This window comes from Duganella sacchari, from assembly GCF_900143065.1.
Classification (GTDB): Bacteria; Pseudomonadota; Gammaproteobacteria; order Burkholderiales; family Burkholderiaceae_D; genus Rugamonas; species Rugamonas sacchari.
This window is the reverse complement of record NZ_FRCX01000001.1, coordinates 1-18,696: the sequence shown is the minus strand read 5'-3', so window position 1 is coordinate 18,696 and position 18,696 is coordinate 1. Positions and strand designations below refer to the sequence as shown.

The 18,696-nt window shown below is 57.3% G+C and carries 20 protein-coding genes, 4 tRNA genes and 1 pseudogene; 15 read left to right on the top strand and 10 right to left on the bottom strand.

The genetic code is table 11. From position 1 onward, the window contains the following. The first annotated feature begins 477 nt into the window (after positions 1-477). The 5 genes from BUA36_RS30090 to BUA36_RS00105 all read left to right on the top strand — a co-directional run bounded on the left by BUA36_RS30090 (position 478) and on the right by BUA36_RS00105 (position 3,845). Positions 478-927 (top strand): hypothetical protein, encoded by a 450-nt coding sequence (locus BUA36_RS30090; protein ID WP_139260309.1) that lies wholly within the window; start codon positions 478-480, stop codon positions 925-927. Between the two features lie 799 nt (positions 928-1,726). After that, positions 1,727-2,077, top strand: a complete 351-nt coding sequence (locus BUA36_RS00115) for a hypothetical protein (RefSeq protein ID WP_139260308.1) — start codon at positions 1,727-1,729, stop codon at positions 2,075-2,077. A gap of 45 nt (positions 2,078-2,122) precedes the next feature. Beyond that, positions 2,123-2,434: a hypothetical protein gene (locus BUA36_RS30870; protein WP_072780381.1), complete on the top strand. Its 312-nt coding sequence runs from the start codon at positions 2,123-2,125 to the stop codon at positions 2,432-2,434. Further along, positions 2,412-2,852 (top strand): hypothetical protein, encoded by a 441-nt coding sequence (locus tag BUA36_RS30085; protein ID WP_139260307.1) that lies wholly within the window; start codon positions 2,412-2,414, stop codon positions 2,850-2,852. Before BUA36_RS30870 ends, BUA36_RS30085 begins: the two co-directional genes overlap by 23 nt. 108 nt (positions 2,853-2,960) lie before the next feature. Beyond that, positions 2,961-3,845, top strand: a complete 885-nt coding sequence (locus BUA36_RS00105; protein ID WP_139260306.1) for a hypothetical protein — start codon at positions 2,961-2,963, stop codon at positions 3,843-3,845. Between the two features lie 147 nt (positions 3,846-3,992). Here BUA36_RS00105 and BUA36_RS00100 read toward each other — a convergent pair whose 3' ends face one another. The 3 genes from BUA36_RS00100 to metG form a co-directional block, all read right to left on the bottom strand. After that, positions 3,993-4,307: a hypothetical protein gene (locus tag BUA36_RS00100; RefSeq protein WP_072780378.1), complete on the bottom strand. Its 315-nt coding sequence runs from the start codon at positions 4,305-4,307 to the stop codon at positions 3,993-3,995. Between the two features lie 99 nt (positions 4,308-4,406). Next, complete coding sequence (locus BUA36_RS00095; protein WP_072780377.1) at positions 4,407-4,886, bottom strand: GNAT family N-acetyltransferase; 480 nt, start codon at positions 4,884-4,886, stop codon at positions 4,407-4,409. Between the two features lie 10 nt (positions 4,887-4,896). Continuing rightward, positions 4,897-7,062 carry a methionine--tRNA ligase gene (gene metG / locus BUA36_RS00090; RefSeq protein ID WP_072780375.1) on the bottom strand — a complete coding sequence of 722 codons (2,166 nt, stop codon included), beginning with the start codon at positions 7,060-7,062 and terminating at the stop codon, positions 4,897-4,899. Between the two features lie 99 nt (positions 7,063-7,161). On the opposite strand from metG, the gene apbC reads away from it, so the two are divergent. Both apbC and BUA36_RS00080 read left to right on the top strand, forming a co-directional pair. Next, positions 7,162-8,250 carry an iron-sulfur cluster carrier protein ApbC gene (gene apbC / locus BUA36_RS00085; RefSeq protein ID WP_072780373.1) on the top strand — a complete coding sequence of 363 codons (1,089 nt, stop codon included), beginning with the start codon at positions 7,162-7,164 and terminating at the stop codon, positions 8,248-8,250. 12 nt (positions 8,251-8,262) lie between these two features. Then, positions 8,263-8,652, top strand: a complete 390-nt coding sequence (locus tag BUA36_RS00080; protein ID WP_072780372.1) for a DUF4399 domain-containing protein — start codon at positions 8,263-8,265, stop codon at positions 8,650-8,652. Here BUA36_RS00080 and BUA36_RS29850 read toward each other — a convergent pair whose 3' ends face one another. The 6 genes from BUA36_RS29850 to BUA36_RS00050 form a co-directional block, all read right to left on the bottom strand. Continuing rightward, positions 8,653-9,516, bottom strand: a complete 864-nt coding sequence (locus BUA36_RS29850) for a DUF2141 domain-containing protein (protein WP_084559925.1) — start codon at positions 9,514-9,516, stop codon at positions 8,653-8,655. 20 nt (positions 9,517-9,536) lie between these two features. Next, the gene (locus BUA36_RS00070; protein WP_072780370.1) at positions 9,537-9,827 is read right to left on the bottom strand and encodes a transcriptional regulator; all 291 of its coding nucleotides are present in this window, start codon (positions 9,825-9,827) and stop codon (positions 9,537-9,539) included. 10 nt (positions 9,828-9,837) lie between these two features. After that, positions 9,838-10,389, bottom strand: coding sequence for a hypothetical protein (locus BUA36_RS00065; protein WP_072780369.1), 552 nt, complete (start codon positions 10,387-10,389; stop codon positions 9,838-9,840). Positions 10,390-10,457: 68 nt separating this feature from the next. Further along, positions 10,458-11,195: a siderophore-interacting protein gene (locus BUA36_RS00060; protein WP_072780368.1), complete on the bottom strand. Its 738-nt coding sequence runs from the start codon at positions 11,193-11,195 to the stop codon at positions 10,458-10,460. Then, the gene (locus tag BUA36_RS00055; RefSeq protein ID WP_072780367.1) at positions 11,188-12,387 is read right to left on the bottom strand and encodes an arabinose transporter; all 1,200 of its coding nucleotides are present in this window, start codon (positions 12,385-12,387) and stop codon (positions 11,188-11,190) included. The genes BUA36_RS00060 and BUA36_RS00055 overlap by 8 nt, the downstream gene beginning before the upstream one ends. A gap of 7 nt (positions 12,388-12,394) precedes the next feature. After that, a complete protein-coding gene (locus BUA36_RS00050) occupies positions 12,395-13,060 on the bottom strand; it encodes an O-methyltransferase (protein ID WP_072780366.1) in 666 nt (221 codons plus the stop codon). Positions 13,061-13,186: 126 nt separating this feature from the next. Between BUA36_RS00050 and BUA36_RS00045 the strand changes: the two genes are divergently transcribed. The 8 genes and pseudogenes from BUA36_RS00045 to BUA36_RS00010 all read left to right on the top strand — a co-directional run bounded on the left by BUA36_RS00045 (position 13,187) and on the right by BUA36_RS00010 (position 17,621). Further along, entirely contained in the window at positions 13,187-13,813 is a 627-nt protein-coding gene (locus BUA36_RS00045) for a TetR/AcrR family transcriptional regulator (RefSeq protein WP_072780365.1), read from the top strand. A 46-nt stretch (positions 13,814-13,859) separates the two neighbouring features. Next, positions 13,860-14,974: pseudogene (locus BUA36_RS00040) on the top strand (alanine racemase). A gap of 82 nt (positions 14,975-15,056) precedes the next feature. Further along, positions 15,057-16,478: a glutamate--tRNA ligase gene (gltX, locus tag BUA36_RS00035; protein ID WP_072780364.1), complete on the top strand. Its 1,422-nt coding sequence runs from the start codon at positions 15,057-15,059 to the stop codon at positions 16,476-16,478. A gap of 85 nt (positions 16,479-16,563) precedes the next feature. Further along, positions 16,564-16,639, top strand: a tRNA-Ala gene (locus BUA36_RS00030). Positions 16,640-16,672: 33 nt separating this feature from the next. Continuing rightward, positions 16,673-16,748, top strand: a tRNA-Glu gene (locus BUA36_RS00025). 45 nt (positions 16,749-16,793) lie between these two features. Further along, positions 16,794-16,869, top strand: a tRNA-Ala gene (locus BUA36_RS00020). Between the two features lie 32 nt (positions 16,870-16,901). Beyond that, positions 16,902-16,977, top strand: a tRNA-Glu gene (locus tag BUA36_RS00015). 278 nt (positions 16,978-17,255) lie between these two features. After that, positions 17,256-17,621, top strand: coding sequence for a DUF4844 domain-containing protein (locus BUA36_RS00010; RefSeq protein ID WP_072780363.1), 366 nt, complete (start codon positions 17,256-17,258; stop codon positions 17,619-17,621). An 802-nt stretch (positions 17,622-18,423) separates the two neighbouring features. Here BUA36_RS00010 and BUA36_RS00005 read toward each other — a convergent pair. Beyond that, the coding region (locus BUA36_RS00005; RefSeq protein ID WP_167544236.1) for an ATP-binding protein at positions 18,424-18,696 on the bottom strand (273 nt) is incomplete at its 5' end.

Here is an 18,696-nt window from a genome sequence, read left to right as displayed (position 1 = left end):
CGACAATGGAATAGATTCGCTGACCGTACGCTACATTTGTATCACTTTGGTTGGCATCATCTGTTCTGCTGTCTTGTTGTGGGGGCTTCGAAAATTTTTTGGAAAATGACTGGGCTTGTATGGGCAGAGTTAGACGCAACCGGCCATGAACCGTCATTCCTGTGAAACCGATCTTTGAAATTAAATTTATTAATAATTAAAAAAATGAGTTTTCTCACCGATATATCGCCGCTGCTGATTCCGATAATTGCTCTTCTGACGCCGATTGTAGGAATTGTTGCTTGGGCCGTAGTAAAAACTACCCGAATGAACTTACTGCATGAGACGATACGTCATTTGAGTTCAAATGGACAAAAAATTCCCCCAGAGTTACTAGCCCAGATAACGGACGACAAGCGGCGCTAATTGATAGGTCGGCGCTACTGCAACCGGCCAATAGCAGCCGTTTGGTGTTTGCAACTGTTGTGAAAAATCAAAATGGAAAAAACAATTATTGGCCGTGTAGAGGTTGCGGAGCAATTCGTTAGGCTTGGGTACGGTGATTTAATAGATGATGATGCAAAATTTCGCTCACTCGATTTTCTGACCGAGCGACTGACGACAGATGAGATTAAGTTGGTGATTTCGGTTGTTCCGTCGCATGATGCATTTGATGCGAAGACAATTTGCAGTGCGCTTGATCAGTTTCGTGGTCGCGTCGCTGGTTGGCGGTTTGGTCGTGCGGGCTCACCATTATTGATGGTCGACTTCGCACATTGGACGCATCAGCTTGAAGACACTCCATCTCGCCCCAGTGGCACTCGTATTTCTGAGCAAGACCGTGATTCATTAATTTCCGAACTCAGGAATTTGTTCCTTCATCAACTAGGCGCAGATAAGTTCGAATCCGATGATGTTGAACTTAGTTGCGGCGCGTGGTGGGACTAAATGAAAAAATTCAGCTACCAGTCAGAAACAGCCGCTGAGAACAAGAGAAGTTGATTATGTATAGAAGTGCTTTAGCTTGGGCACCGTTGGTGCTGTTATTTGCTGGCCTGTGTATCCCAGAGTCATATTGGTGCTCTTCGATTAATCAGGGAGGCCGGGAACTAGTGTGCGGATTTGATTATGCCCGAACTGAAGTAAAAACGACTTTCGCTCTGTTGCAGCTTTGCGGTGCTTGCGCCTTCATTGTAACTGCTTGGCATGCTACTCAACGAAGGCTATCTGCATTGGGTCTGACCGGGTTGGCTATATCGACCATACTGATTGAGTTGATGGTACTAATAAAACTTCGATACTTCTTCAATGATGCACCATGACACGCCGATATCGGCCAATTGCGGTCGCTCAGAAGAATGGAACTTGTTCATGTATCGTAGTGTGTTAGCTTGGGCGCCGTTGTTGCTTTTAATAGCCGGCCTCTGTATTCCGGAGGCATATTGGTGTTCGTCAATAAATCAAGGTGGCAAAGAACTGGGCTGTGGATATGATTACGCTGGACCGTTAGTTAAAACCACTGTAGTTTTATTGTACCTTGAGGGTGCTTGCACTTTTATTGCAACTGCTTGGCATGCTACTCAAAGAAGACTATCAACGTGGGGGGCTCGTAGGGTTAGCAGTATCGTCCATACTGATTGGATTGATGGTCCTGGTAAAGCTTCGATACGGCTTCAACGACGCACCATGATTCGCCGATAACGCCCAAAAACGGTCATCTATGTATCGTTGAATTAGCGGAGACTTCTTGGAACCAAATCGCGTCAACATCATTAATTTACTGAACTTGATTGCTTCTCGCTGTGACCAGATTGAGTACCAAAGGGCAGCTCCGGTCAACGTGGCAAACGAGTTAGTCAATCAGTGGTTCGATGACTTTTATCATCCGACTGATGCACAGTTTGCTCGTGAGTTCTCAGCCGATGAAATGGTCCAGCTAGTCAAGTTTGACGCCTTCTACGACGAGCGAGTGGCTTCACTGCCGGACTCGCTGGAGAAACTCTTGATTACTCCGGCTTGGGGCGAAGTGATGGCTTGTGCCGGAGCTGTTCTCGATGCGTGTGGTTGGCGTGGCGTTGAGACGCGCTATGAACATTGAGATGTCTTAATCCGGCCATGAGCCGACGGGCAGAGACAGAGAATTATGAGAGAAAACTTGGAATGTAACTTTACGATTGCTGCGGCAGATGATGTTAGTTCGGCCGAGGTGCAAGGCGATGACCGTCACCGCCTGGTAGCAAAGATTGATGCCGATAATGGCGATATCAATTTGAACTTTTCAAGCAGGAGGGCCATGTATGACTTTGCCAAGTCACTTCTGCAGGAGGCAATCTACGGGGATAGTGGGCAGCAAGAATTTCAGCCACTGATTGCTGACGGAGGCCCGTTGGTCGTAAACGGCGTGAGGATGCCCTCGGGAAGTTCTCGAATCCTTGTTTTCTATCCAAACGAATAGCCCGACCACGGCCAACAGCAGTCGTTCAAATACAGAATTATTTTCTTTTATGATTTCAGGTACTTCTTATAGCCCATCGAAGGCATTTATCGAATTTGCCAGAGATTTCTTCGAATCATTGGCAAAAAACGACTATGGCGCAGCGCTCGGCGGGCTAGATGCTAGAGGAAAACAATGGAATCGGCAGAAGCTGGCAAGCTCCATTGGTGCTGCTACAGCGGGACAGAGGCTTTCTACCTGCATAGGAATCACCCAGTCGGCTTCTCCGATACTCACGGAAATTGGGCAAGGTGTCTATTCATTACAGCATCGTCTTCCAGTGGCCGGAAGGTGGGCTAAGCCCTACGCGGTATTTTTATTCACTCAAAAATTGCGAAGCGGCTATTTTTATGTCACGCTGGAAGAAATCTGCTATTAAATCTCAAATCGGCAGATAGTACGGATTCGGCCAGTTCCGGACACTCATTTTAAAGATCGGACAAGTCGTTCTGTAACCTGCGTTCGATTGCCAAAATCTAAGGGAAGCATGAAGATTCTAAGCGTATTTGTCTGGTCAACGGCAATGTTTTCTATTGCGAGCTATGCCGCGCCATCGAATGATTTGACTCTAGCTGAAAAAGAGTTAACGCCTATTTTTGTGAAAGAAGCAGGAGCAAAAATTACGACGGAGCAAGGAGAGGAAAAAGAATGGCGATACCCGTACTTTGTTGGAAATACATCGTCGAGGCTAAAACAATTCAACTCTTGGTTACGTGAAACGTCTATTCACGGATTGTTTCCACAGGATGATGTCCTTGCTGAGAAAGTGCTAAAAAGCAAAGACAGCCAAGTGATTGCAATGTTGAAAACCGACAAAGCAGTGCAAGATATCGCCGCAGAAGTTGCTACTGTCAGTCTAGATAAGCGGTTCGGTACTTTATTTTTTTTGACAACACAGAGCACATATCGAGGAGTTGGCTATTTCATCAACGTTGATAGTGTTGTCTACGATTATGCAGCAGGTAAAGAAATCAATATTGCGAACCTGTTCGTTGGAGAGGCGGAGCAAAAATTAAGTGATCTTCTGGCAGATTCTATCCGTAAGACGCTTGAAAAAGCTAAACGGGAATCTAGAGCATGTTTGATGAAAAATAAAAAAAATCCTGGTTACTCCTGTCCCGAATTGAACATTGATGCCGACCAGTGTATAAATAGCGCTTTATTTCATTGGGGTTGGTTGTATATTAAAGATAGTCGACACTTACAATATTATGTGCCGTACAGGCCAAATGTCGCTGCTGATTGCGGTTATGAGGATAGTTTTGAAATTCATGGGCCCAACGTCGAGGCACTCTTTCTTGAGCCAGCGAGGTTTAAAAAAGCGGTTCGCTTTACAGTATTGCCAAATGTTGAGTCTCAGGCGAAAGAGTGATGTTAGGGGAGAAGGAATGCGACAGTGCGTAAATCATTTCTCGCGATTTTAATACTCGCTTTATAACTTCGGCTGCAGTTCGAATCATTTTCTATAATAAGTTCGAAGGTCTGCGTTGGGGCGGAAGCCGCCTGTCATGTACTGCAATTATTTAAGTACCGGATCTTTTTGTTCTGGATTAGGTGTTGTCGGCGCGGCGCTGGGAGAATCGGCTTTGCGATTATCTTTGCCGCATGCTTTGCTATTCGCGGCGGTGGCTTTGTCCGATTTGGCGTGCATTTCGACGCTTTCGCCTCCGCTGGCATCGACGCCGCCTTGCATACCGGCGCATTTCGATTGGCTGGTCGATTTGGCATGCGCAGCCTTGCCGTTGGCGGTTTTAACCGCCGGGTCAGGATTGGTTTGCTGGGCGTAAGCTGCTGAACTCAGGCAGATAGCCAGCAGTGGGATGGCAAGCTTCATGATGTGTCCTCAGGTGAGGTAACTGTGAACAGCTATTTTTTCACCTTGTCGCCCAACAGCAGGTAGGACGCACCCTCGTGATTACGTCGGACAAGCGATTCAGTGCCGCAGCGAGCGTCGCATCACCAGCGGCGCGGGCTCCAGTGGATTGGCGTGCGAGTATTCCAGCTCTTCCGCAAGCTCAAATTCATACGCGGTGTAGAAGTCGATGAGTTTGGGCTGGTCGGCGCGCACCGCCAGGCGTACTTCTTCCACGCCCACGGCCAGGCCGTGGTGGATCACGGCTTCCAGCAGATGCTGCGACAGATTGCTGCCGCGATGTTCCGGTAGCACGCCCATGCGGCACACTTCCCACACGTCCTGCTCCGCATCCAGCGGCAGCCAGCGTACCGAGCCTACCGGTTGCTGATCGATCTCCAAAACAAAACCGCCGCCATCGCGCAGGTGTTCTGATACGAGGACGGCGGTTTCGCGGTGGCCGCTGGAGGTAACACTGACCTTGCCGGCCCACGCTGCACGCGTGAGCTCGGCGATCAGTTTGGCATCTTCCTTTGTCGCTTCGCGCACCACAAGGTTCATGCCGGCTTCCTTAGCTGATGCGCATGCCCGGTTCAGCGCCCGGCCATGGGTTCAGGATGTAGATGCCTGGGTTGGCTTTCTCGTCGACTGCCGATGCCGCCATGACCATGCCTTCCGACACGCCAAACTTCATCTTGCGCGGCGCCAGGTTGGCCACCAGCACGGTCAGCTTGCCGATCAGGTCTTCCGGCTGGTACATCGATTTGATTCCGGAGAAGACGTTGCGGTGACGGCCTTCGCCAGCGTCCAGCGTCAGGCGCAGCAGCTTGTCGGAGCCTTCCACGTGTTCGCAGTTGACGATCCTGGCGATGCGCAGGTCGACCTTGAAGAAGTCGTCTACCGAGATTTCCGGTGCGATCACTTCAATGCCAGTCTCGGTCACGGCCACCGCTGGGGCGGCCTTCGCTTTGGCTGGCTTCTCAGCCTTGGCGGCAGGTGCGGCCGCTGGTGCGGCGCCAGCGGCTGGCGCATCGAACAGGTCTTCGATCATCTTCGGATCAACGCGGGTCATCAGGTGCGTGTAGGCGCCGATGGTACGGCCCAGCATGGCATTGGCGACCACGCCGCTGGCCACATTGGTTTGCGTCCAGTCGAACTGCTCGTCGTTGAGGAACTTGGCGACATTGGCGGCCACACCTGGCAGCACTGGCGACAGCAGGATGGACAGCTGGCGGAACAGGATCAGCGCGGTGGTGCAGACGTCGTGCAGTTCGGCGAGCTTGCTTTCATCCTTGGCCAGGATCCACGGCTTGTTCTCGTCCACGTACTGGTTGGCGAAGTCGGCGATCTCCATGATCTCGCGCAGCGCTTTGCCGAACTCGCGCGATTCGAAGTTGGCAGCGATGCTGGCCTGGCGTTCCACGCCTTCCGGCGTCACCAGTGCGCGCTTGATCCACTCCTGCGCGTTGGCGGACAGGCTGGTGGCCAGCTTACCGTCAAATTTCTTGGCGATGAAGCCGGCGCAGCGCGACGCGATGTTGACGTATTTGCCGATCAGGTCCGAGTTCACGCGGGCCACGAAGTCGTCGCCGGTGAAGTCCAGGTCTTCGACCTTGGAGTTCAGCTTGAAGGCGATGTAGTAGCGCAGCCATTCCGGGTTCATGCCCAGGTTCAGGTAGCGCAGCGGCGAGATGCCGGTGCCGCGCGACTTGGACATTTTTTCGTTGTTGACGGTCAGGTGGCCGTGCACCGCGACGCGCATGCGGTCGATGGTCGGGTGGTCGGCAAACTTCAGCATCGCTGGCCAGAACAGCAGGTGGAAGGAGACGATGTCCTTGCCGATGAAGTGGATCTGTTCCGCGTTCGGGTCTTGCAGGAAGGCGTCGTAGTCGATGCCTTTCTTGCCGAAGTAGTTTTTCAGCGAAGCCAGGTAGCCCACTGGCGCGTCCAGCCAGACGTAGAAGTATTTGCCCGGTGCGTCAGGAATCGGGATGCCGAAGTAAGGCGCATCGCGCGAGATATCCCAGTCGGCCAGTTTTTCACCGGCTTCGCCCAGCCATTCGGACACCTTGTTGACCATCTCCGGCTGCAGGCGGCCAGGGGTGTTCAGCCAGTCGCGCAGGAATTCGTAGCAGCGCTTGTCGGACAGTTTGAAGAAGTACTGTTCCGATGGTTTCAGCACCGGCGTGGCGTTGGTGAACACGGAGAACGGGTTCACCAGGTCGGTCGGCTGGTAAGCCGCGCCGCATACTTCGCAGTTGTCGCCGTATTGATCTTTGGCGCCGCATTTCGGGCATTCGCCCTTGATGTTGCGGTCGGCCAGGAACATGCCTTTGACCGGGTCAAAGAAGCGGTCCACGGTTTTGGTCTGGATCAGGCCCGCATCGCGCAGCTTGCGGTAGATGCCTTGCGACAGTTCGACGTTTTCCGGTGAGTCGGTCGAGTACCAGTTATCAAACGCGATATGGAAGCCGTCCAGGTACTGGGCGCGGCCAGCCGCGATCTTGGCAACGAACTCCTGGGGAGTGATGCCTTCCTTTTCCGCCGCAATCATGATCGGCGTGCCGTGGGTGTCGTCGGCGCCGACAAAGTGCACCTCGCGCGGTGCATCGCCGTCACGCTGCATTCGCTGGAACCGGACCCAGATGTCAGCCTGGATGTACTCCATCATGTGGCCAATATGGAAAGCGGCGTTCGCGTAGGGCAGGGCAGTGGTGACAAACAGCTTACGAGTCATGGTTAATGCACTTTTTGGGTGGAAAAGGAGCATTTTAACAGCGGATGCGGCGCTTGCGCAGGTTGCGCTAGAATGGCAGCATATTTAACGGAGAGTTACATGAGCATTGCAGTAGAAGACGTCAAGGCCGCCCTGTCCCAAATTGTTGATCCAAATACAACGAAAGATTACGTCAGCGGCAAGTCCGTGAAGAATTTGAAGGTCGATGGCAGCGATATTTCGCTCGACATCGAACTGGGCTATCCAGCCAACAGCCAGATCGACGCCATCCGCAGCAGTGTGATTGCCGGTTTGAAGGCACTGCCGGGCGTGGGCAATATCAGCGTGAGCGTGTCCAGCAAGATCCTTGCGCACACCGTGCAGCGCGGTCTGAAGCCGATGGTTAATGTGAAAAACATCATTGCCGTGGCCTCGGGCAAGGGTGGCGTGGGCAAGTCGACCACCGCCGTCAACCTGGCGCTGGCGCTGGCCGCGGAAGGCGCTTCGGTTGGCCTGCTGGATGCCGACATCTACGGCCCGTCGCAGCCGATGATGCTGGGCGTATCGGGCCGTCCGCAGACCAAGGATGGCAAGTCGATGGAGCCGCTGGAGAATTATGGCGTGCAAGTGTCGTCAATCGGCTTCCTGATCGATCCGGATGAGCCGATGGTGTGGCGCGGCCCGATGGTCACGCAGGCGCTGCAGCAGCTGCTGGAACAGACCAACTGGCGCGACCTGGACTATCTGATTGTCGACATGCCGCCAGGTACCGGCGACATCCAGCTGACGCTGTCGCAAAAAGTGCCGGTCACCGGCGCAGTCATCGTTACCACGCCGCAGGACATCGCGCTGCTGGACGCGCGCAAGGGCCTGAAGATGTTCGAGAAAGTCGGCATCCCGATCCTGGGCGTGGTGGAAAACATGAGCGTGCACATCTGCACCAACTGCGGCCACGCGGAAGAGATCTTCGGCCACGGCGGTGGCGAGAAGATGTGCAAGGACTTCGGCGTGGACTTCCTTGGCGCGCTGCCGCTGACCATGGCGATCCGCGAGCAGGCGGATGCCGGCAAGCCGACCGTGGTCGCGGACCCGGATGGCAAAGTTGCTTCCATCTATAAGGAAATCGCGCGTAAAGTAGCGGTGCAGGTGGCAGAAAAAGCCAAGGACATGACCAGCAAGTTCCCTACCATCGTCGTCAAGAACGACTAACAGGAGAGCATCATGATGAAAGCGGTATTGGCGGCAGCGCTGCTGACCCTGAGCGCGGGCGCGTTTGCGCAGCAATCGGTATGGTTTGTCGAGCCGGCCAACGGCGCGACGGTGACCAGCCCGTTCAAGGTCAAGTTTGCGGTGGCCGGCATGGACATCAAGCCGGCCGGCGACATGACCTCCAATACCGGCCACCATCATTTGCTGGTCAACGCCATGCCGGTCAAGGCCGGCGAGGTGATTCCTGCCGACGAGAAGCACATCCACTTCGGCAAGGGCCAGACCGAAACGGAACTGACCCTGCCGCCGGGGAGCTACACCTTGACCATGCAGTTTGCCAACGGCCTGCACCAGGCCTACGGCCCGGGCATGAACAAGGAAATCAAAATCACCGTCAAGTAATCACTTGTGCAGCGTGATGCCGATGGTCTTGCCATCGGCGGGCAGCGAGAAGCGGGCCGCTTCGTATTTGGGCGGGCCGAAGCTGCCTTCTGCGTCATTGCTGAAGCCCGTGGGTTCGGAGGGAATGCCGAAGATCATGGTGTCCAGCTTGCCGTTGTTGTTCACGTCCTGAAACAGCGCGACAGCGTAGTCGCCAGGCGCCAGATCTTCCAGCTTTACCTGCATGGCAGCCTCGCCGGCGGGGACGATCTTTTTCTTCATGCCCTTGTGCAGGAAACTCTCGCTGCTGTCGTACACCACAATGGCCACACTGCCTTTGCCAGGGATGACGCCTTTGAGATCCAATGTCAGTGTGCTGGCTTGCGCCGTGGTGGCCAATGCGGCCAGCGCGATGGCCGCCGCCGCGCCGCGCGCCGTCCGGCCCCAGAAGTAGGAGAGGATCATCAGGAACACCACGATGGTCAGACCCTGCGACAGGCCGAGCATGGCCTGCTGGCCAATCAGTGATGGCACGCGCGAGAACAGTTCGTTAATCAGGCCGCCGATCAGCTGGTAGTAGCTGAAGACGATGGCGGTCAGGTGGACGCGCAGCCACTGCCGTCCCGGCGTTTGCCAGCGCGCGCTGGCAAACGCAATCGCCAGGCTGGCCAGCGTGCACAGCGCCAGTACGTGGAAGATGTTGAAGCCGCCGATCTGGTAGATGCCCAGCGCGCTCAGATTCACAAACACCATCGCATAAATGTAGCGCCGGCCATCGCGCTGGTGCGCCGTGCCGCCCTTGGCTGCCCACAGCAGTTTGGCGCCGATGATGAGCGAGTAACAGCAAGCCAGCGTGTGCAGCCAGCCAATCAAAGTCAGATGCATGGTATTCCTTTCAGGTCGGATTACATGTCCAGCAGCGAGCGTAGTTGCGCCACGTGGTGGCGGTAGGCGGCGCGGCCGGCGGTGGTGGTGCGGATGCGGGTCAGCGGTTTTTTGCCGACGATTTGTTTGTCGATTTCCACATAGCCGGCGCGCGCCAGCGTTTCCAGGTGCGCGCCCAGGTTGCCGTCGCTGGCGTTGATGAGCGATTTGAGGCGCACGAACTCTATCCACTCATCTTTCTTGAGCGCGTGCAGCGCCGTCATCATGCGCAGGCGTGTGCTTTGGTGGATCACTTCATCGAGGCCGTTCATGTGGATGGCCTCAGCGTGCGTGGCGCATCCAGGTGCCACCCAGCAGCAGGCCGCCGCCGGCCGCAGCGGCCATGATGAGTTCATACCATGAGCTGTGCGAGAAGTAGGCCAGCAGGCTGACGGCGATCACCAGCGCGCCCAGCACGGTCCAGCGCAAGCCAAACCACAGGCCATGCAGCATGTACGCGCTCATGAACAGGCAAGTCCAGAATACTTCAATCGCGCGGCCGCGAGGGCCGATCAGCATGGACGCGATGGCGCCAAACGCCAGCAGGATGCAGCCGGCCCACATCAGGCGGCGGTCGGTCTGCCGCTGGCTGCTGTCATCTGCGCTATGGCGCAGGCGGAGCAGGGCGGTGCCGGCGAAGCCGATGGCGTCGCAGACCAGCCAGATCGGGCCGGCGCTGGCGGGCAGGAAGTAGCCGGCGATATGGGCGATGATCCATACCAGGCCCCACAGCTGAACCGTGGGGCCTTGACGCCAATAGCCGAGATACTGCGCGCTACGTTGCTGGGTTTGCTCAATCTCCGCGAGCATGTCGCGCGCCATTTGCTGATTCATGATGATCCATAGAGTACTCTGTAATGCAGAGTATACTGCTTGGGGATTATCCTGATGTCAACAACAATTTAGGCTGCGTCGCGGTGCGCTGCTTCGCCGACTTTCCAGTAACCTTTGGCGCTGACGCGTTTGGCGTCCAGCCACGGCGTTTGCAGGTAGCGGTTGCGCAGGCTGCGGATGCTGGCCGATTCGCCGGCGATCCAGATATAGCCGGGACCGGGCGGCAACGGGCGATTCAGCAGCGACAGGCACAGTGCGCTGCCTGGCATGGCGCCAGCGGGCAGCCAGTGCACATTCAGCGAGGCCGTGCTGTCGATGACCTGGCGGTCGTCTGGCGATGCCAGTTCGACGTGGATCTCGGCCGGCAGGCCTGGCGGTAGCGTCGCCGCGATGCGCTGGATGGCCGGCATCGCGGTCAGGTCGCCGGCCAGCAGCAACCAGTTTGCGCCATCCGGCAGCGCGTAGCCGCCGTCGCGCGGACCGGCGATGACGACCTGTTCGCCGGGTTGGGCTTGTGCAGCCCAGGTTGCGGCGGGACCGGATGCGCCATGCGCCGTATGCAGCACGAATTCAATGTCCATCGTGCCTGCGCTGTGATCGACACTGCGGATGGTGTAGGCACGGCTTTCACCCGATCGCAGAAAGATCTTGACCCAGGCGGCTGGCGTGTCGATGCCATCCGTTTGCAGGAAGGCCGCCAGTTCCGGCCCGCCGAAGGTAATCCGCTGCAGGTGCGGCGACGTCAGACGTGTCGCCAGCACCTGCGCGTGGACTTGCAGGCGTTTGGGGCGCAGAAATTCAAGCATGGCGGACTCCTTGCGACTGGCGTCCCAGCAGCATCAATGCGACCACGAAGGACAGCGATACCGACGCCGCACCCGCCAGATATACCGCGCTGATGCCGCAGTTCGCGGCCAGCATGCCGGCCAGTGGGCTGGTGATGCCGAGCGAGATGTCGAGGAAAGCCACATATGCGCCCATGGCGAGTGCACGCGTTTGCGGCGGCGCGCGGCGCATGGCTTCCACACCAAAGCCAGGGAAGGCCAGCGAGTAGCCGAAACCGGTCAGCGCGGCGCCCATATACGCCAGCGGCGCTGTATCCGCACCCCAGATCAGCAACTGGCCAATCGCTTCGATCACCACGCACACCAGCGCCACGCGGGCGCCGCCCAGTTTGTCCGGCAGGTGGCCGAACAGCAGGCGGGCGCCGATGAAGGCTGCGCCAAACGCGGAGAAGGCCAGTGCCGAGTTGCCCCAGGATTTGGCGGCAAACAGCAGCGCAATGAACGCCGTGATGACACCAAAGCCGACGCTGGACAAAGCCAGTCCCACACCCGGCGCCCACACTGCGCCCAGCACCTTGTAGAACGGCGTGCGGCGCGTGGCGCTGGGCGGCGTGGCGCGTACGCCCAGTACGATGATGGCGGCCAGCAGTGGCGTCACGATGGTGGCAATCGCGATGCCGTTAAAGCCTGCAACGCTGTTGAACGCCACGCCTACCGGCGCACCGAGTGCGTAAGCGGCATACATGGCAATGCCCAGCCAGGCCATGACCTTGCCGCCGTTCTGCGGTCCGACCAGGCCGATGCCCCAGCCCATGGTGCCGGTGACGATCAGGCTTTCGCCCAATGCCAGCAGCACGCGGCCTGCAACCAGCACCCACACCGACGACACGGGAGCATCAACAAAAGCCAGCGAGGCCAGGTAGATCAGGCCGGAGGCGGAAGCCGTCAGTGCGCCGGTGATGACGGCACGCTTGGCGCCGCGCATATCGGCAAAGTTGCCGGCCCAGGCGCGCGACAGCAGGGCGGCGGCAAACTGCGCGCCGACCACCAGGCCCACCACACCTGGCCCCATGCCCAGTGTGTCGTGCAGGTGCAGCGGCAGCACGGGCAGCTGGATGCCGATAGTCAGAAAAGCGATAAATACTGCCAGCGTGATAGGCGCCAGCGTCAGGAATACATTGGCGCCGCCTGGCGCCGGAGAAGTAGATTGCATGATTTGCTCACTTGAGACGGAGGGAAAGTTCGATGCCGCCATCCAGTGGCATCGACAGATAGCTGTGCGTGGACGAACGGATGTAGTCCAGGTATTCCGGGCTGTAGGCCGCGTCGTCGGCAATGATGAGGGCGCCGCGCGCCAGACGGTGCTCGACCAGCTGCAGCACTTCTGGATACAGGCCCTTGGCGCCGTCCAGCAACAGTAGGTCGATGCGGTCTGGCAGGTCGGTGGCCAGGGTTTGCAGGGCGTCGCCCTGGCGGATTTCGACCAGGTCGAGCAGGCCAGCCGAGGCCAGGTTGGCGCGGGCGCGTTCCACCTTGGATGGCTCAAACTCGGTGGTGAGCAGGTGGCCGCCACCGTTATCCTTCAGCGCGGCGGCCAGGTACAGGGCGGACACGCCGAATGAGGTGCCGAATTCGACGATCGACAGCGCCTGGTTGGCGCGCACCAGCATATACAGCAGCATGCCGCTCTCGCGCGAGACGGCCAGCGGCATGTCTTTCAGGCTGCGGTAGAAGTCGAGGTATTCAGTTTTGCTGGCCATCAGCTTGTCCTGTTCCGCTTCGCTGAGCTGGAAGAACGGATGGCTGCGGTCCGGCATGGCGGCCTTGGATTCGGCAAACAGCTGGTCAATCAAGGCATTGAATTGTGGTGTGGCGATAGTGGTCATGATGGTGTCCTGTAGGTTGAGCGCGATGCCGCGCTGGCGTAAAATGCGACTAATTCGTCACATCGAAGTATGCGACGAATTCGTCACATTTTCTATTCGCATTCCTCAACCCACTTTTTCGCTGCCATGACAGACCGCCCGCGCCCGCAGATCTCCTCGAGAAAACAGCCGAAACAGGCCCGTTCCGCCGAACTGGTGGCGGCCATATTGCAGGCCGCTATTCAGGTTTTGGCCAAAGAGGGCGCACAGCGTTTCACCACCGCGAGGGTGGCGGAGAAGGCTGGCGTGAGCGTTGGATCGGTGTATCAATACTTTCCAAACAAGGCGTCTATCCTGTTCCGGCTGCAAACCGATGAGTGGAAACAGACCACGGACATGATGCGTGGCGCGCTGGAGGCGCCGGGCAAGCCGCCGCTTGAGCGCTTGCGCAATCTGGTGCATGTTTTTGTGCAGTCCGAGTGCGAGGAAGTGGAAATGCGCGGTGCGCTGGACGATGCGGCGCCGCTGTACCGCAATGCGCCGGAAGCGCAAGAAGCGCGCGCTGCGGTACAGGAGACGATCGACAAGTTCATGCTGGAGGTCTGGCCGAAGGCCAACGCCGATGCGCGTACGATGGCGGGAGACATGATCCTCACCACGCTCAGCACCATGGGCAAGCATGTGTCCAATACTGCGCGCACGCCAGCCGAGGCCCGGACCTATGGCGACGCCATCGCAGATATGTTCTGCGCCTACCTCGAGCAAGGGTTATGAATTTCATCTAAAATTGGATGAAATGTTTAATTTTAAGGAGTCACGGATGCAAACTGTTCTGGAAACGCCGGCGTTGTTGCTGGATGAGGCGCGCATGCAGCGCAATATTCAACGCATGCAGCAGCGCATGGATCAGTTGGGCGTCGCGTTTCGTCCGCACGTAAAGACCAGCAAGTGCCTGGAGGTGGCGCGTCGCCAGCTGGCGGAGGGCGCGCGCGGGATCACGGTATCGACGCTGAAAGAGGCGGAAGAATTTTTCCGCGCCGGTGTGAACGACATTCTGTATGCGGTGGCGATTGTGCCCAACAAGCTGGATCATGCCCTCAGGCTGATCCGCGAAGGCTTGCGTCTGACGTTGCTGCTGGAGTCTGTGGCGATGGCGCAGCAGGTGGCCCGGCACGGTACGGAACATGGCGTTTGCTACGACGTGATGATCGAGATAGACACGGACGGCCATCGCTCCGGCGTCAAACCAGACGACCCTGTGCTGCTGGCGATCGCCGCCGCGCTGCAGGGCGGAGCGCGGCTCAAGGGCGTGATGACCCATGCAGGTGCATCCTACGACCTGAATACGCCGGAAGCGCTGGCGGCCATGGCCGAGCAGGAGCGTTCGCGCTGCGTCGCGGCGGCGCAGTTGCTGCGTCATGGCGGCCATGCTTGCGAAGTGGTCAGCGTCGGCTCGACGCCGACCGCGCTCAGCGCGCGTCATCTGGAAGGCGTGACGGAGGTGAGGGCGGGCGTCTACGTGTTCTTTGATATGGTGATGGTCGATGTGGGTGTATGCAGCACCGACGATGTTGCCATCAGCGTGCTGTGCACCGTGATCGGCCACCAGCCCGCGCAAGGCTGGGTCATCACCGACGGTGGCTGGATGGCGATGAGCCGCGACCTTGGCCACAACCATCACGGCTACGGCCTGGTGTGCGATAGCGAGGGGAGGCCGGTGCAGGAGCTGGTTTTGGCAAGGCCAACCAGGAACACGGCGTGCTGCAATGGCGTGGCGAGACGGGTGCGGACATCACCCAGCGCTTCCCGGTCGGCAGCAGCCTGCGCGTCCTGCCGAACCACGCTTGCGCCACGGCGGCGCAACACGGCCAGTATCACGTGATCCCGCAAAACGGCGGCGACTGGCCGGTCTGGCCGCGCTTTAGCGGCTGGTAAGGTGCGTGATCCGGCGGTTGTTGGCGCCAAGCCCACGCTGACGCGGTAAAATAGCGCTTTTATATCTCAGCTTTTTACTTCGATGACGAACGTACCAACACCGGCACCAGCCAAGCCAGTCCGCACCCGTTTTGCCCCTAGCCCGACCGGCTACCTCCACCTCGGCGGCGCCCGCACGGCGCTGTATTCGTGGGCCTTCGCCCGTCACTTCGGCGGCACCTTCGTGCTGCGGATCGAAGATACCGACCTGGAACGTTCGACGCCGGAAGCCGTGCAGGCGATTATCGAAGGCATGGAATGGCTGGGCCTGAACCACGACGAAGGTCCGTTCTATCAGATGCAGCGCATGGACCGCTACCGTGAAGTGGTGGGCCAGATGCTGGAAGCGGGCACTGCTTACCACTGCTACTCGTCGCAGGAAGAAGTGCAAGCCATGCGCGACCGCGCAACGGCCGCTGGCGAAAAGCCACGCTACGACGGCACCTGGCGCCCAGAACCAGGCAAGGTACTGCCGGCGATTCCGGAAGGCCGCAAGCCGGTAGTGCGCTTCAAGAACCCACTGGATGGCGAAGTGAGCTGGGACGACTTCGTCAAAGGCACCATCACCATCGGTAATAAAGAGCTGGACGATCTGGTGATCGCGCGCCCGGACGGCACGCCAACTTATAACTTCTGCGTGGCGATCGACGACCTGGATATGGAAATCAGCCACGTGCTGCGCGGCGACGACCACGTCAACAACACGCCGCGCCAGATCAATATCCTGCGCGCGATTGGCGCACCGCTGCCGCTGTACGGCCACCTGCCGATGATCCTGGGTTCGGACGGCGCCAAAATGTCCAAGCGCAAGGATGCCGTCAACGTCATGCAATATCCGGCCGAAGGCTATCTGCCGGAAGCCATCCTGAACTACCTGGCGCGCCTGGGCTGGAGCCACGGCGATGATGAAGTGTTCTCGATGGAGCAGGTGTGCGCGTGGTTCGACGGCACCCACCTGTCGAATTCGGCAGCACAGTTCAACATCGAAAAACTGAACTGGCTGAACAACCACTATATTAAGCAGGCCGACAATGAGCGTCTGGCTGAACTGGCCAAGCCGCGCATGCTGGCCGGCGGCGCCGTGTTCGAAGGCGCACCGGCGCTGCCAGTCGTACTGGGTCTGCTGAAAGAGCGTACCAATACTGTTAACGAACTGGCCGACGCCGCCATGCTGTTCTACCGCGAGCCGCAACCGGACGCGGCGCTGCTGACCCAGCACGTCACCGATGCCGTCAAGCCGGCGCTGGCCGACTTTGCCGAGCGTTGCAAAACGGTGGAGTGGAACAAGGCGGCGCTGGCCGCCATGATTAAAGAAGTGCTGGCCGCACATGGCTTGAAGATGCCGCAGATCGCCATGCCGCTGCGCCTGTTCATTACGGGCCAGCTGCAAACACCGGCGATTGACGCGGTGCTGGAAATCTTCGGCCGCGACACCGTTGTGGCGCGCCTGGCAAAGTTCCTGTGATTTAATCGTTGAAGCAGGGGCAAAGTTGCAAAAGGGTATTTGCATAATACGACGCCTCTGCTATACTCTTGTCTCTCGCGCAAACGGGGGTATAGCTCAGCTGGGAGAGCGCTTGCATGGCATGCAAGAGGTCAGCGGTTCGATCCCGCTTACCTCCACCAAGTTTGCAGAGAAAGTAGTACGGTAGTTCCAAGGTCCCCATCGTCTAGAGGCCTAGGACATCACCCTTTCACGGTGAGTACCGGGGTTCGAATCCCCGTGGGGACGCCAGCTTTGCCAGAGCTGGTCGGTAGTAGTAAATGTTTTCTGCGCCCGGGGGGTATAGCTCAGCTGGGAGAGCGCTTGCATGGCATGCAAGAGGTCAGCGGTTCGATCCCGCTTACCTCCACCAACAGCGTAGAATGCATCTTGAGAAGTTCCTTGGTCCCCATCGTCTAGAGGCCTAGGACATCACCCTTTCACGGTGAGTACCGGGGTTCGAATCCCCGTGGGGACGCCAAAGCGTAATGATCAAGCCGCCATGAGCGGCTTTTTGTTTTTTTGCGCATTCAAAAATCCTCCCTTTTTATACTATCGCACCGCAGATGTTTGATTCAGCGGTGAGCGTCGTGCTGCGCCGGATAACTTCACCTTATCTGCCGATCTTCATCTCGGAAAGCGCTTGTTGTGACAAAATGTGAAATTTCACTATGGCAAAAATGCTATGCTTGTCTGCGTTGAATGATTGAATCCACAGCCTAGAGCGGCGGCTCACCAAAACTAGAATGAAATTGCTATATGAAATATGACCCACTATCCGAAGTTATTGATGAGCCAATCGAGGTTGATGACACAACAGTCATGAAGTTACACATCCTTAAAGCGGTAGAAAAATTTGGCTCGCTGCCTGGCGAAAACACAGCAGAAGAAAAAAAACGTCTGTCAACGATTCTCAATGACTTACTACTTCGATTGATAAGTGGAGTTCAAGCCAACCCCACAAAGCTTTGGGTTCTGGCGGAGTTTCAGCTGTCTTTAGCCTTGGTTGAGAAAGAGGATACAGAAGCGCGTGAACATTTTGGTACCGAACTGGAGTCGATAATGGACGTTCTCGGAATTGAAAGTTCAGATGGTCTGCTTGCCGCCTATTTGGGCGGAATTTGACGGAGTTCGGCCAGAAGCAGCCTATCACCATGACGTCTCAGGGACGCTGAGCTTGACGACAAGGTCGATTACTTGTCTTGACGTTTAACGGTCAAAAGCCGCAGTTGTAGTCGCAATGATTTCTAAATCAGGGGCGAAAATGATACTACCCTTATTACTTGGTACTGGGGTTGGAGCGGGAGCAGGAACGGCACTCGCAGTTGCCCTGCACAGTTCGACTTTGGGATTTGCGCTCGGCATCGGAATAGGCATTGCGACCGCATTTACGTTCGCTGTCGTCGTCACAAAAAAGCCGAGAGTCTGACCGGCTTCGGCTGCCAATACCGGACTTTCCAATGCATGAGCAAAAGTCCAGTCAGATCTGGACGGCATTATTGAATTCTGGATGGAGACACTCCGTTTGGACCCGATACGGTATTCGGTACAAAGTGAGAATCATTGCGTAAGTCCCGAGCAGGACGTTGGCAACTACGCTGCCCTTTAGCTGCGGTATCAATCACGCGCACAGCTGACACGTTTCCATTTGGGTACTGAGCGAATTCAAGTCTTACTTGCCCAGATTTAGCCACGAATGCCGCAGCGCCGATCGCCACAATCTCGGCTTCTGGTTGATTTTCCAACTGCATAAAAAGCCGATGACCACGTTGCATGATATTCAGCAAGCAGCCGTCGACCAGGTCGTATTGACCTGGAAAATCTTGTAAGTCGGTAGCAAGAATTTGCCGGTCCCCCGTTGGCCACTTCAAATTCCCCCACCCTTGGCCGGGTCAAATTCCCCCAGGCAGGACAGTCGGATTGTAGTTTAATCGACCGCAGCCGGGTCATTTTTTGACTCGCCCTGCTTGACCAAGCCGGTCAGACGGCTGGCGGCCTCCTTCAAGCGGTAGCTCTTCCCCTCGAACTCCAGCAGGTGCGCGCGGTGCATCAGACGGTCCAGGATGGTGGTCGCCATGGTGTTGTCGCCGAGGTACTTCCCCCAGTCCTGCACCACCCGGTTGGAGGTCACCACGATGCTGCGCTTAAGCTTGTAGCGCTGGTGCACCAGCGACTGGAGCAGTTCGCCGCCGGCGTCGCT